Annotated in this window: 12 protein-coding genes; 5 read left to right on the plus strand and 7 right to left on the minus strand. The window is 71.9% G+C overall.

The annotated features are described in order from the left end of the window. The first annotated feature begins 94 nt into the window (after window positions 1-94). Genes Q8A52_RS11180 through Q8A52_RS11190 form a run of 3 tightly spaced genes read left to right on the plus strand, consistent with a single transcriptional unit; the run spans window position 95 to window position 4,423 of the window. Window positions 95-1,381 carry a DUF6777 domain-containing protein gene (locus tag Q8A52_RS11180; protein WP_316750622.1) on the plus strand — a complete coding sequence of 429 codons (1,287 nt, stop codon included), beginning with the start codon at window positions 95-97 and terminating at the stop codon, window positions 1,379-1,381. A 59-nt stretch (window positions 1,382-1,440) separates the two neighbouring features. After that, window positions 1,441-3,528, plus strand: a complete 2,088-nt coding sequence (locus Q8A52_RS11185; RefSeq protein WP_316750623.1) for a SpoIIE family protein phosphatase — start codon at window positions 1,441-1,443, stop codon at window positions 3,526-3,528. A 31-nt stretch (window positions 3,529-3,559) separates the two neighbouring features. Then, complete coding sequence (locus tag Q8A52_RS11190; RefSeq protein ID WP_316750626.1) at window positions 3,560-4,423, plus strand: Fpg/Nei family DNA glycosylase; 864 nt, start codon at window positions 3,560-3,562, stop codon at window positions 4,421-4,423. A 7-nt stretch (window positions 4,424-4,430) separates the two neighbouring features. Here Q8A52_RS11190 and Q8A52_RS11195 read toward each other — a convergent pair whose 3' ends face one another. From Q8A52_RS11195 to Q8A52_RS11210, 4 genes are all read right to left on the minus strand, one after another. Beyond that, complete coding sequence (locus Q8A52_RS11195; RefSeq protein ID WP_316750627.1) at window positions 4,431-5,015, minus strand: hypothetical protein; 585 nt, start codon at window positions 5,013-5,015, stop codon at window positions 4,431-4,433. Between the two features lie 81 nt (window positions 5,016-5,096). After that, window positions 5,097-5,750, minus strand: coding sequence for a zf-HC2 domain-containing protein (locus Q8A52_RS11200; RefSeq protein ID WP_316750629.1), 654 nt, complete (start codon window positions 5,748-5,750; stop codon window positions 5,097-5,099). Window positions 5,751-5,891: 141 nt separating this feature from the next. Continuing rightward, the gene (locus Q8A52_RS11205) at window positions 5,892-6,407 is read right to left on the minus strand and encodes a hypothetical protein (protein WP_316750631.1); all 516 of its coding nucleotides are present in this window, start codon (window positions 6,405-6,407) and stop codon (window positions 5,892-5,894) included. Window positions 6,408-6,553: 146 nt separating this feature from the next. Continuing rightward, a complete protein-coding gene (locus Q8A52_RS11210; protein WP_316751026.1) occupies window positions 6,554-7,102 on the minus strand; it encodes a sigma-70 family RNA polymerase sigma factor in 549 nt (182 codons plus the stop codon). 228 nt (window positions 7,103-7,330) lie between these two features. Between Q8A52_RS11210 and Q8A52_RS11215 the strand changes: the two genes are divergently transcribed. Continuing rightward, complete coding sequence (locus Q8A52_RS11215) at window positions 7,331-8,482, plus strand: CapA family protein (protein ID WP_316750633.1); 1,152 nt, start codon at window positions 7,331-7,333, stop codon at window positions 8,480-8,482. 18 nt (window positions 8,483-8,500) lie between these two features. Here Q8A52_RS11215 and Q8A52_RS11220 read toward each other — a convergent pair whose 3' ends face one another. Both Q8A52_RS11220 and Q8A52_RS11225 read right to left on the minus strand, forming a co-directional pair. Beyond that, complete coding sequence (locus Q8A52_RS11220) at window positions 8,501-9,913, minus strand: amino acid permease (protein ID WP_316750636.1); 1,413 nt, start codon at window positions 9,911-9,913, stop codon at window positions 8,501-8,503. A 51-nt stretch (window positions 9,914-9,964) separates the two neighbouring features. Beyond that, window positions 9,965-10,927, minus strand: a complete 963-nt coding sequence (locus Q8A52_RS11225) for a LysR family transcriptional regulator (protein ID WP_316750638.1) — start codon at window positions 10,925-10,927, stop codon at window positions 9,965-9,967. A gap of 76 nt (window positions 10,928-11,003) precedes the next feature. On the opposite strand from Q8A52_RS11225, the gene Q8A52_RS11230 reads away from it, so the two are divergent. Further along, window positions 11,004-12,284 (plus strand): MFS transporter, encoded by a 1,281-nt coding sequence (locus tag Q8A52_RS11230; protein WP_316750640.1) that lies wholly within the window; start codon window positions 11,004-11,006, stop codon window positions 12,282-12,284. On the opposite strand, the gene Q8A52_RS11235 is transcribed toward Q8A52_RS11230, so the two are convergent. Continuing rightward, the gene (locus Q8A52_RS11235; RefSeq protein WP_316750642.1) at window positions 12,220-12,690 is read right to left on the minus strand and encodes a universal stress protein; all 471 of its coding nucleotides are present in this window, start codon (window positions 12,688-12,690) and stop codon (window positions 12,220-12,222) included. The genes Q8A52_RS11230 and Q8A52_RS11235 overlap by 65 nt on opposite strands. Window positions 12,691-12,740: the final 50 nt, after the last annotated feature.

Here is a 12,740-nt window from a genome sequence, read left to right on the forward strand (position 1 = left end):
TGTGGCGCCGCCAGCACGGCGCGCTCCTTGTGCTCGTCACTCTGTGTACCGCATCGCTCCACTTGCGTGACCCGGACGAGTGAAGCAGACAATAGTGAACGAATTGCCCCAGATGATGTGGGAGAACGTGGTGCGGATACCCACCGGAACCACCGTCATGGCCTGTCTGCTCTCGGCGGCGCTCCTCGTCGCCGGATGCGCCCGCGACGGCGGCAGGGACGCCGGTCCGAGCGGCGAGGTCTTCCTTCTGCCGGTCGCGGCCGAGGGTCCCGACCCCTTCACCGGTTCCACGGCGACCGGCCCGGACTCCGCGGTCACCCGGACGGCGCAGTCGGCCCGCCCCATCGGGAACGCCGTGCCCGTGGGCGGGGTGCGGTCCGTCTCCGGCGGCACGCCCGGCCTGTACGGCGGCACCGCCCGGGTCGGCAGTTGCGACGTCGGGCGGCAGATCGGGTATCTGGCCGCCGACCCGGCCAGGGGAAGCGCCTTCGCCCGGGTCGAGGGCATCACCCGGACGGCGGTGCCCGGATATCTGCGTGGTCTGACGCCGGTCGTGCTGCGCGCCGACACCCGGGTCACCAACCACGGGTACCGGGACGGGCAGGCGGCCGGATTCCAGTCCGTCCTGCAGGCCGGCACCGCCGTGCTGGTCGACGACCGCGGGGTGCCGCGAGTGCGCTGCGCCTGCGGTAACCCGCTGAAGCCGCCCGCGGCGGCCCACGGCGGCTCCGGCACCGGCGGGCAGGCCTGGTCGGGCTACCGGCCCGGCGAGGTGATCGAGGTGACTCCGGCACCGCACGCCATCACCAACATCACGATCATCGACCTAGGGTCACATGCGTGGATCGAACGCCCGATAGGCCATGACGTCCAGCACGACCACGTTGTGCACCCGCCCGTGAGCGCGGCACAGCCGCCGCGCACCCAGGAGCAGAAGCCGCACGAGAACCGCCCCAGTGCGTCCCCCGGCGAGAGCGGCAGGGCGCCGGTCGCCCCCTCCGCCGCCCCGGTCGGCTGCGTCACCCCGACGCCCACCCGCCGCCCGGACTCCGGCGGCGCGACGGCGCCGGTCGCCGCGGACGTCGGCGGCGCCGTCGCCCCGGCCCGGCCGCAGGCGCCGGGCTGTGCCGCGACGACGCCGGCCACGACCGTCCCCGGCACCCAGCAGGCTCCCGTCAGCGGCAGGCCCACCCCCGGCATCTCCGAGTCCTCCCCGGACTCCACCGGGTCCGCCGCCTCCCCGGACACCGCCGGCGAGATCGGCCCCGCGACCGTCCCGGACGTCCCCGACCGGCCCGACGGCGGCGGACTCGCCCCCGATGACGGCACGACGGTCACCGACAGCATCTTCGACAGCCCCACCGGCGTCTTCGGCGGCTGAGCCCCACCGTGTCCTCGATCCCGGTCGAAGAATCTGACGAATCCTGGCAAGGTGGCCCCATGGCTGATCAGGGGGCGACCGCCCTGTCAGTCCCGGACGACTGGCCCGCCCACCCGGATCCGATTCTTGCGCTCAACCGCATGGGCTCGTTCGACTGGGACCTGGACAACGGCCTCTTCCACATGGACGCCCAGGCCCACGAGGTGTTCGACATCCTCCCCGAGGAGTACGACGGACGCCCGGAGAGCCTGTCGCTCCGGGTGCCCCAGCCGGAGGGCAGCCGGCTCGACGCCGTGGTCGCCCGGGCCATCAAGGACGGCAGCGAGAACTACGGCGCCTACTTCCGCATCCGCTGCCGCGACGGCACGCTGCGCTGGACCCACACCCAGGGCTACATCCGGCGGGACGAGACGGGCCGGCCGCGCCGGGTCATCGGCATCGTCCGGGATGCCACACAGGAACTGCAGGACAGCGAGGCGCGCAGCCTGCGTGCGGCCCAGGACGAGGCGGTCCGCAGACAGACCAACGTCGTGCAGGTGATCACGGCGGCCCTGTCGCACGCCCGGAGCGTGCAGGACGTCATCGACGTCCTCAAGGACACCCATGGCGTACGGCACCTGGGCGCGACCAGTCTGGTCATGGGCCTGGTGGAGGCCGGGCGGATCCGGCTGGTGGCCGAGGGCCCGGAGGGCAGCTTCGTCCCCGGCACCCGGGTCACCCGCATCGACGAGCCCTACCCGATGAGCGAGGTCGTACGGACCCTCAGCCCGCGCTTCATCGAGTCCCGGGAGGAGTTCGCCGAGGGGTATCCGATCCTGTGGCCGCACATCACGGACCTGAACATCACCTCGGCCGCCTATCTGCCGCTCATCGCCCAGGCCCGCCCGATCGGTGCCATGGGCCTGCTCTACAACGACCGGCAGGGCTTCCCCGACGAGGAGCGCACCGTCATCGTCGCGCTCGGCAGCAGCATCGCGCAGAGCCTGCAGCGGGCCATGCTCTACGAGCAGGAGAAGGACCTCGCCCAGGGCCTGCAGCAGGCGATGCTGCCGCGCACCATCCCGAGCGTGCCCGGCGCCGATGTCGCCGTCCGCTACCGTTCCGCCTCCGCCGGGGGTTCCCTCGGCCGGGACATCGGCGGCGACTGGTACGACCTCATCCCGCTGCCGGGCGGCCGGGTCGGGGCCGTCATCGGCGACGTCCAGGGCCATGACACGCACGCGGCGGCCGTCATGGGCCAGCTGCGCATCGTGCTGCGTGCCTACGCCGCCGAGGGCCACACCCCGGCCACCGTGATGGCCCGTGCCTCCGTCTTCCTGCACGAACTCGACACCGACCGCTTCGCCACCTGCCTGTACGCGGAGGCCGACCTGTCCACCGGTGTGGTCCAGGTGGTCCGCGCCGGTCATATCGACCCACTGGTGCGGCGGGCCGACGGCAGCTGCCACCGGGTCTGCGTGGAGGGCGGGCTGCCGCTCGGTCTGTCCGCCGAGTTCGGCCGGCTGGAGTACCCGGTCTCCACCCTCGAACTCGACCCCGGCCAGACCCTGCTGCTGTGCACCGACGGACTCGTCGAGCAGCCCGGCGCCGACCTGGACGACGGCATGCAGACCCTCACCTCGCTGATCGCCACGGGCCCGGACGACGTGCGCAGCCTTGCCAACCGGCTCATCCAGGTGGCCGAGGCGCGCGGCGGCGACGACGACGTCGCCCTGCTCCTGCTGCGCCGCCGGGTCCTGGACAGCGTGCGGACCCCCGCCCGGCTCCAGCAGCACGTGGCCCCCGGCGACCCCGAGGCGCTGACACTGGCCCGGCACATGATCCGCGCCGCGGTCCGCGCCTGGGGCGCGGGCGACCGCGCCGACGAGATCGAGCTGGTCGCCGACGAGCTGATCACCAATGCACTGATGCACACCGAGGGCTTCGCGGTCGTCACCCTCAGGGTCCTCAGCGGCAGCGACCGTCGGCTGCGTGTGGAGGTCGAGGACTCCTCCAGCGCTCTGCCGCGACGCCGGGAGGCGGGGGAGTCGGGGGTTTCCGGGCGTGGGCTGCTGCTGGTCGACATGCTCACGGACGTGTGGGGTGTGGAGGCGCGGGGCGGCGGCAAGTGCGTGTGGTGCGAGTTCCTGGTGCCGGAGCGCGGCTGACCGGGGCGGCCCCGGATGGCACCCTGGACCCATGCCGGAACTCCCCGAGGTGGAAGCGCTCAAGGACTTCCTGACCGAGCAGCTGGTCGGCCACGAGGTCGTCCGGGTGCTGCCGGTCGCGATCAGCGTGCTGAAGACGTACGACCCTCCGGTCGGCGCGTTCGAGGGCAGCGAGGTCACCGCCGTGCGCCGGTACGGCAAGTTCCTCGACGTCGAGGGGGACAAGGGCCTGCACTTCGTGACGCACCTGGCCCGCGCGGGCTGGCTGCAGTGGAAGGACCGGCTGCCCGACGGCCCGCCGCGCCCCGGAAAGGGCCCCCTGGCCCTGCGGGTCGCCCTGGAGACCGGTGCGGGCTTCGACCTCACCGAGGCCGGCACGCAAAAGCGCCTCGCGGTGTACGTCGTACGGGACCCGCAGGAGGTGCCGGGCGTGGCCCGCCTCGGTCCCGACCCGCTCGCCGACGACTTCGACGAGGCCCGCCTCGCCGCCCTGCTGAAGGACGAGCGGCGGCAGCTCAAGGGTGCCCTGCGCGACCAGAGCCTGATCGCGGGAGTCGGCAACGCCTACAGCGACGAGATCCTGCACGCGGCGAAGATGTCCCCGTTCAAGCTCGCCGCGTCCCTGACCCCGGAGGAGACCCGAAGACTCCACGAGGCGCTGCGCAGCACGCTCGGCGAGGCGGTCGAGCGTTCCCGGGGGATGGCCGCCGGCCGGCTCAAGTCCGAGAAGAAGAGCGGTCTGCGCGTCCACGGCCGCACCGGCGAGCCCTGCCCGGTCTGCGGCGACACCATCCGTGAGGTCTCCTTCAGCGACTCCTCGCTCCAGTACTGCCCGACCTGTCAGACGGGCGGCAAGCCGCTGGCGGACCGCAGGCTGTCCCGGCTGCTGAAGTGAGGCCGACTCAGCCCTGGCTGTTGCGGAACCCTATGACCACGGCACCCCACCAGCAGACCTGGGACACGAGTGCGGTCGTGGCTCCCCGGGCGAGCACGCGCGGGGCGAGCGGAGCCCCGTCCCGCTGCCGGGCCATGCGTCTGGTGAGCAGTCCGGCCTGCAGCCCGTTGAGGGTGAGCGCGAGCACCAGGCCCAGCTTGACCCGGGTGACGGTGGAGGTGAGGTCCGGCTGGAGCATCGCACCGCTGACGACGAGACCGGCGAGGCCGGTCCAGATCGGGACGTGGAGCCGGTGTGTGCTGCCCAGGGCCTCGCGCAGGGTGCACCGGCCGGTCAGCCAGAGCAGCGCGGAGTAGTCCGCCGACAGGACGGCCCCGAAGCCGAGCACCAGCGACGCCAGATGCACGAAGAGGGCGACCGTGTGCAAGGCGGCGTCCACCCGCAGGTGCAGCGAGATCCATGCGCAGGCCGAGAGCCCGAGACAAACGGCGACCGCGGCGGCCGCGACCGTCCACCAGGCGTCGTACAGTCCGAGCCGCTGTGCGGGCGCCGCCTGAGGGGACACGGACGACTCGGAGGGCAGCGCGGACACGGGTGGCTCCTAGGGGACTCACGGCAAGACTGAGGTAAGGCTCACCTAATGTGAATCTTTGGTCAAGTCCCCGCGGGCCCGCTACCGGGGCTCGAGCGTCACCAGACGCTCCCCGGTCGCGCTGCGCACCTCGTACCGGGCGATCTCTTCGGGATGCATCGCGGAGCCGCCGCGCATGGTGTTCATCCGGTCGCCGTCGCCGCTCTCGCGCCAGCTGGCCACGATCTCCTCCGAGCCGTCGCGGCCGACGGCGACGAGGCGGCAGGAGTGCGGTCCCGCCGCGTCCTTCACCTTCAGCTCCAGCTGGCTGCCGAAGTCGGCGTCCGCGGTCCTGACCTGTGCCCACACGCCCGACTTCGCATCGGTCGCCGCCGTGATCCGCACGGCCTGGCTCTCATGGCCGGCGTAGGCGACGATCCCGGGACCGGCCATGGCGATCACCACCGAGGCGGCCAGGCCGTACAGAAAGCGCCGACGGCGCGCCCGGTGTCGTACGGCCACCTCGCCGAGCAGGCGGTCCAGCAGCCGGGGGCCGGGCTGGGTCATGGGGTGCACGAAGCGCGGCGTGGCCCGCCGGTACAGCATCAACTGCCGTGTCGTCGGCCCGAATTCGGTCACGTGTGCCGCGCAGCGAGGGCACTCCATGAGGTGGTCCTCGAAGCGGAAGGCCTCCGCCTCGTCCAGCACGCCGAGCGCGTACGCGCCGACGTCGCGATGCCTTTCCAGGGACCTCATGCCGAATCCTCGTGCCGAAGGGTGTGGGTGGGGTTACTCCTTGCTCCCACCCGTACGCATCGGACAGCCGAATCACTCAAGGCACACGCAGAATCGTAATCAAGGAGTTCGGAGCGGCCGGGCCCGCGGATTGGTCCTGAATCAAAAAAGATGGATCGCGAGATGTCCGAGGGGCAGTCCGAGCTGCCAGGCGGGTGTCCAGACCTTCGGTCCGTCCTCCTCGCCGACCACCGCACCGCCGCCCGGCACCGCGTCCAGGTCGGGGGCGAGGAGCTCGGTCTCCTCCAGCCAGCGCCAGGCCTCGGCCGCGAGGTCCAGGTCGGGCGACGGAGTGCCGGACTCGGCGGCCGCGGCGGCCAGCTGGGCCATCCGCTCGGCCACCCAGTCCTGCCACGGCTGGTCGTACGCCGTCAGCGAAAGCCAGGTCTCCAGCTGGGTGACGACCCGGATGCCGGAGAGCTCGCCGTCGGTGTCGGACAGGAAGATGGTCAGCGCCAGCGCGTCCCGGCCGGCCCGGAACTCGAAGGACGTCGGCGGCATCAGGTCGCCGGTGCGCAGCAGCTCGTCGGCGATGTACTCCGCGTACAACCACGCCATGGGGACGGTCAGTTCACCGCCGCCGGTGCCGTCCGTGCTCTCTTGACCTCTGTGCAGCATCCCTTCCTGCCTTCCTCCGGTGCGTGCGCGTCGCCCGAACCCGGGCCTGGGGCAAGGCCCCATCCGGAACACGGATGAAGACAGCTGATTGCTCAAACGTGGTCCTCAGCAAGGCGCTTTGCTAAGGCTTTACGCCGACCCTGGTTTCAGTGCAGGTCGGCCGCGTAGCCCGGAAGCACCCGGCGCAGGGCGCGCAGCGCGTAGTACGCGCGAGACTTCACCGTACCGGGCGGAATTCCGAGGGCCTGCGCGGCCTCCGCCACACTCGCCCCTTGGAAATACACCAGCACCAGGACTTCACGGTGCTCGGGAGTGAGTGTCTTCACAGCCTCGCGCACGTCCAGGGTCGCGGCCGACCGTTCGGCGTGGTCGGCGATCACCCGCGCGTTCTCCAGGATCGCGTCGCCGACCTCGGGCGGGCGCGCCTGCCGGGCCCGCCGTGCGTCGATGGCGAGCCGCCGTCCCACGGTCAGCAGCCAGGGCCGTACGGAGTCGAAGTCGTCGGCGCGCAGTGCCTCGGGATGCTGCCAGGCGCGTACGAAGGTCTCCTGCACGAGATCCTCGGCGCGCTGCCGGTCGCCGTCGCACAGCCGCAGCAGCAGTGCGAACAGCGGTCGGCCGTGCTCGCGCTGCAGCGCGGCGAGCTCGTGCTCGGCGGTCGTCGTCCCAAGGGGAAGGGTGGTTCCGGCCGTCATGGCCGTATGGCATCGCAGGGCGCGCCGTCGGGACAGGGTGCGCACCGGGATCTGCGACGGACGGTCGATCGCGTCGACGAACGGTGCGACGAACGGTCCGTCAGGCATGGTCCCGGACACCGGACGGGTTAATGAGACGGCCGAAGCCGTTTGCGACGGCATCCAGATTCGTACCCATTTGTCTATCAATATGACCGTCCGCTCATAAGACGACTCTGGGGTGAGTTGATGATCGCACGCAGACGACAGGTGGCCCTGGCGCTGACCGCGCTCCTCGCGGCGGCCGCCGCCTGCCAGGCCCAGGAGCGGCAGGCCGCCGAACCGCCCGGCCGTCCGGCACCGGCCGCCACCCGCGGCTTCACCCTCGTCGCCTCCGGCGACATCCTGCCGCACGCCCCGGTCATGGAACGGGCCCGCTTCGACGCCGGCGGCCAGGGCTACGACTTCCGCCCGATGCTGTCCGGAGTCCAACCGGTTGTCGCCGGCGCCGATCTGGCGCTGTGTCACATGGAGTCGGTCTACGGCGCGGGCAGTGACCGCACCGGCTACCCGGCCTTCACCTACCCGCCGGAAGTCGCCCTCGCCCTCGTGGCCACCGGCTACGACGGCTGCTCCACCGCCTCCGACCACGCGCTGGACGACGGAGCCGCGGGCATCGGCCGCACCCTCGACGCCCTGGACCGGGCGGGCCTACGGCACGCCGGAACGGCACGCACCGAGGGCGAGGCACGCACCGCCACGATCATGCCCGCGGGCCAGGCCAAGGTCGCCGACCTGTCGTACACGTACGACACCAATGGTCTCGCGCTCCCGCCGAACCAGCCCTGGGCCGTCAACCTGATCGACGAGCGTCGTATCGTCGCCGACGCCCGGGCCGCGCGGCAGGCGGGCGCCGACGTGGTGGTCGTCTCCCTGAACTGGGGCACCGAATGGCGGGAGGGCCCCGACGACCAGCAGCTCACCCTGGCAAAGCGGCTCACCGCCTCGAACACCGGCGGCCGCCCCGACATCGACCTGATCCTCGGCAGCCACACCCGCCTCCCGCAGGCCTACGAGAAGATCAACGGCACCTGGGTGGTCTACGGCATGGGCGACCAGGTCGTCGGCGATCTGCGCAACGGCCAGGGAGTCCTGGACCTGCACGGCAACCAGTCCACCATCGGCCGCTTCACCTTCGCCCCGCCCGCCCGGCCCGGCGGCCGCTGGGAGGTGACCAAGGCCGAGTTCATCCCGCAGCTCTACGACCTCGACGCCGGCCGCGTCATCGACCTCAACGCGGCCATCGCGCAGGGCGCCGAACTGACCGGGGTACGCGACCGGATCCGCGATGTCGTCCTCAGCCGGGGTGCCGCCAAGGACGGCCTGATCATGGGTCAGTGACGCGGCCCTCCGCAGCGGTCAGCGTTCGGCGAGCTTCGACCGCTTGTACGAGTAGCCGAAGTAGATCACGCACCCGACCACGAACCACACGGCGAACCGCACCCACGTCTGCCACTTCAGGAACGTGATCAGCCAGATCGAGAAGACGACACCCAGCGCCGGCACGAACGGCATCCACGGCGTCCGGAAGGCGCGCGGCAGCTCCGGCTGCCGGTAGCGCAGCACGATCACCGCCGTGCACACCACCACGAACGCCAGCAGGATGCCGATGTTGGTGAGTTCGGCCGCCTCGCCGATCGGCACGAACCCGGCGAGGGCGGCCGACGCGAACCCGACGATCCAGGTGACGCGCGTCGGCACATGCCGCGTCGGGTGCGTCTTCGCGAACCACGCGGGCAGCAGCCCGTCCCGGGACATGGAGAACCACACCCGGGTCACACCCAGCATGAACGTGAACATCACGGTGAGGATGCCGATGATCGCGCCCACCGCGATCACGTCCGCGAGCGCGTCCAGGCCCACCGACTTGAACGCCGACGAGAAGCCGCTCTCCGGGTCGATCTCCGTGTACTTCTGCATGCCGGTCAGCACCAGACAGGCCGCCACGTACAGCACCATCGAGATCGCGAGCGAGTAGATGATCGCCTTCGGCATGTGGCGTGCGGCGTCCTTCGACTCCTCGGCCGCGGTCGACATGGCGTCGTACCCGAAGACCGCGAAGAACACGGTCGCCGCACCGGTGAACACCCCGCTGATGCCGAACGGGAAGAACGGGTGGTAGTTCGCCGTGTTGATGTGGAACACACCGACGCCGATCACCACCAGCACCACCAGCACCTTCAGCGCCACCACGAACGTCTCGAAGCGGGCCGCGCTGCGGATGCCCTGGTTCAGCAGCCAGGCGATGAGCAGGCACAGGACCGCCGCGAACAGGTCCACCCGGTGCCCGTGCCCGGTCCCCGGCGCGCCCAGCATCCACGCGGGCAGGTTCGCGCCCAACTCCTCGACCAGGAACCCGAAGTACCCGGAGATGCCGATCGCGACCACCGCCACGATCGCCGTGTACTCGAGCAGCAGGTCCCAGCCGATGAACCAGCCCGCGAACTCGCCGAGCACCGCGTACCCATAGGTGTAGGCCGAGCCCGCCTTCGGGATCAGCCCGGCGAACTCGGCGTACGACAGCGCGGCCGCCGCGCTCGCGACACCGGCGATGAGGAACGAGATGACCACCGCGGGTCCCGCGACGCCGTTGGCCACCGTGCCCGCGAGCGTGAAGATGCCCGCGCCGATGATGCCGCCGATACCGATCGCGGTCAGCTGCCACAGGCCGAGCGTCCGGTCGAGCCGCGGGCCGGCGCTGATCTCCGTCTCCTCGATGTGTTCGATGGGTTTGCGCCGGAGAATGCCTTCACCCATGCGCACCTTGGCCATCTGGCTCACCTCTTCGCCGACGGAAAACGGCTGACGGCGGATCATGATGGCTCAGGGGCGTCCCTCGAGGAAGGCGCCACGCACGGCCTCGGCCCACGGGGGAGTCCAGGTCCTGGCGTCGGCGCGGGCGGGCCGGGCCGCGGCGAGATGCGAGCGGAGCGCGGCGAGCGCCGGGTGGGCGTTGGCGGACTCCCACAGCAGCGAATGCGGATAGACCGGCGTCGGATCGCGCACGGTGATGCGGCGCAGATCGTGGCCCGCGGGCCAGACGAGCCGGGTCTGCTCCCCGACGAAGGTCGCCAGCGCCGAGGAGTCGGCGACCGCGTCCAGGAGCGCCTCGATGCCGAAGTTGGGCCCGATCGAGTCGATGGCGAGCCCGAACTCGGCGGCCAGGGCCTCGTAATAGGCGGCCCACTCGGTGCCGTGGACGATCCCGGGCATCCAGATCCGGTGCCCGGCGAGCTGTGCGGGCGTGACCGAGCGGGCGGCGGCGAGCGCATGGCCCGGTCCGGTGAGGAGCTGGAGGGGCTCGTCGAGGACCCGGACCGCTTCGACGCCCTCGGGGAGCTGCCGTCCCGGCATGGTGACGGCCCGGAAGGTCGCGTCGATCGTGCCGGAGCGCAGGGCGGCGACGGCCGCGTCGGCGTCGAAGAGGGTCACCACGTCGAGGTCGATCCCGGGGTGCGCGAGATGGAAGCCGCGCAGCAGTGCCGCAGGCGCGAGCCGCTGACCGATCACGTCGACGCGCAGCACCCGGCGGCCCGGCCGCACGGAGGCGGCCGCCCGCTCCTCGGCCAGCAGCAGCTCGCGGGCGTGCGGCAGGAACGCCTGTCCGTCGATGGTCAGCTCGGCCCCGCGCGGGGTCCGGGCGAACAGCCGCACACCGAGCTCCCGCTCCAGCGCGGCGACGCGCTTGGAGACGGCCTGCTGGGTGACCGCCAGCACCGCTGCGGCCTCCTGGAACTGTCCCGAGTCCGCCACCGCGACGAAGGTGCGCACGGCTTTGAGGTCCACATCCCTCACCGTACAACCGATGGTTGTGGCGCATCGGCATCGAGTTGTTTGATCCGGACGCCGTCGGCTCGCTTTCATGGGCCCGGTCAACGGGAGGTTGTGCGTGGGACGGCGCTTTGGGTGGCTGTGGGCGGCGTACTCGGTGAGCGCGCTCGGTACCTGGCTCGCCTTCGACGCGTTCTCGCTGATCGCGGTCCTCGTGCTGCACGCCGGGTCGGCCCAGGTGGCGCTGCTCGCCGCGACCGGACCCGCCGTGGGCGCCGTGCTCGCGGTGCCGCTCGGGCCGTGGGTGGAGTTCCGGCGCAAACGGCCGGTGATGGCCGGGACGGACCTGGTCCGCTGTGCCGCGCTGCTCAGCATCCCGGCCGCCTACGCGTTCGGCGTCCTCGGCCTCGGCCAGCTCCTGGCCGTGTCCGTCGTCGTCGCGGCCGCCGACATCACCTTCAACGCGGCCTCCGGCGCCTTCCTGAAGGGGCTCGTACCGGCCGACCGACTGCTCACCGCGAACGCCCGGTTCGAGTCCACGACCTGGACCGCCACGGTCCTCGGACCACCCCTCGGCGGCGCCGCGTTCGGCCTGCTCGGACCGGTGGCGACGGTCGTGGCCAACGCGGTCAGCTTTCTGCTGTCGGCCCTGGGCATCCGGGCCGTCGGCGGTGGCGAACACCGCCCCGAGCGCACCGGCGCCGCCCGCCTGCGGGCCGCCGACCTGCTCGACGGCTGGCGGCACATCCTCTCCAGCCCGGTCCTGCGGCCCCTCTTCCTCAACACGCTCGCGGTCAACGGCCTGATCATGGCCGCCGCGCCGCCGCTGGCCGTCCTCATGCTCGGCCCGCTCGGCTTCGCCCCCTGGCAGTACGGCCTCGCCTTCGCCGTGCCCTGCCTGGGCGGTCTCCTCGGCTCCCGGCTGGCCCGCCCGCTCGCCGCCCGGTACGGGCAGCGGCGGGTGCTGCGCACCGCGGGCACCCTGCGCGCCCTGTGGACCGTCGGACTGGCCTTCGTCCGGCCCGGCCTGCCCGGACTGCTGCTCGTGATGGCTGTGGAACTCGGGCTGATCACCTGCGCGGGCGTCTTCAACCCGGTCTCCGCCACCTACCGCCTGCAGTGCACCCCGGACGACCGGATCGCCCGCACCCTGTCCGCCTGGTCGATCACCGGCAAGGCCACCACCGCCGCGCTGACCGCCCTGTGGGGCGTGCTGGCGAGCCTCACCGGGCCGCGCACCGCCCTCGCCCTCGCCGGTGTCCTACTGCTGGCGACCCCGCCGCTGCTCCTGCAAGAACCCCGAGGGGCTACGGCACCACCGTCACCGGCCAGCGCCCCGCCTTCACGAGCCGGATCGCCACCGAGCCGATGATGCGGTGGCCCGCCTGTTCCGAGGCACCCACCACCACCGCGTCCGCCTTGAGCTCGTCCGCAGCCTTGACCAGGCCGTTGTACGGGTCGCCGCGGAACGTGTGGAACTCCCAGCGCACCTCGAATATCCCCTTGACCCGCTCGGCCGCCTCCCGGATCTGCCCGATCAGATCCTCGGCGATCTCGTCGGTCGTCTCCGCCACCGGCGCACCCATCGCCGCGCCCGCCGTGAGCAACGGCTGTACATACACGACCGCGAGCAACGCGTGCTGCCGCCGGGCCAGCCCGCCGGCATAGGCCGCGGCGCGCAGCGAGGAGTCCGAACCGTCCACGCCGACCACGATGACCTTCGGGCCGTCCGTGCCCCGCTCGAACCGGTGCGCGTGCTGTTCGTGCTGTTCCGTCACAGCCGTGAGGCTATCGGAACACCCGGCTCCGGCGAGAGCACGGGACCGCT

It is taken from the genome of Streptomyces herbicida, from assembly GCF_032656585.1.
Taxonomy (GTDB): Bacteria; Actinomycetota; Actinomycetes; order Streptomycetales; family Streptomycetaceae; genus Streptomyces; species Streptomyces herbicida.

Coding starts and splice junctions, on each gene's coding strand:
- Q8A52_RS11185 (WP_316750623.1), top strand. CDS start 1,441: ATGGCTGATCAGGGGGCGACCGCCCTGTCAGTCCCGGACGACTGGCCC.
- Q8A52_RS11190 (WP_316750626.1), top strand. CDS start 3,560: ATGCCGGAACTCCCCGAGGTGGAAGCGCTCAAGGACTTCCTGACCGAG.
- Q8A52_RS11200 (WP_316750629.1), bottom strand. CDS start 5,750: ATGAGGTCCCTGGAAAGGCATCGCGACGTCGGCGCGTACGCGCTCGGC.
- Q8A52_RS11205 (WP_316750631.1), bottom strand. CDS start 6,407: ATGCTGCACAGAGGTCAAGAGAGCACGGACGGCACCGGCGGCGGTGAA.
- Q8A52_RS11210 (WP_316751026.1), bottom strand. CDS start 7,102: ATGACGGCCGGAACCACCCTTCCCCTTGGGACGACGACCGCCGAGCAC.
- Q8A52_RS11215 (WP_316750633.1), top strand. CDS start 7,331: ATGATCGCACGCAGACGACAGGTGGCCCTGGCGCTGACCGCGCTCCTC.
- Q8A52_RS11220 (WP_316750636.1), bottom strand. CDS start 9,913: ATGGCCAAGGTGCGCATGGGTGAAGGCATTCTCCGGCGCAAACCCATC.
- Q8A52_RS11230 (WP_316750640.1), top strand. CDS start 11,004: ATGGGCCCGGTCAACGGGAGGTTGTGCGTGGGACGGCGCTTTGGGTGG.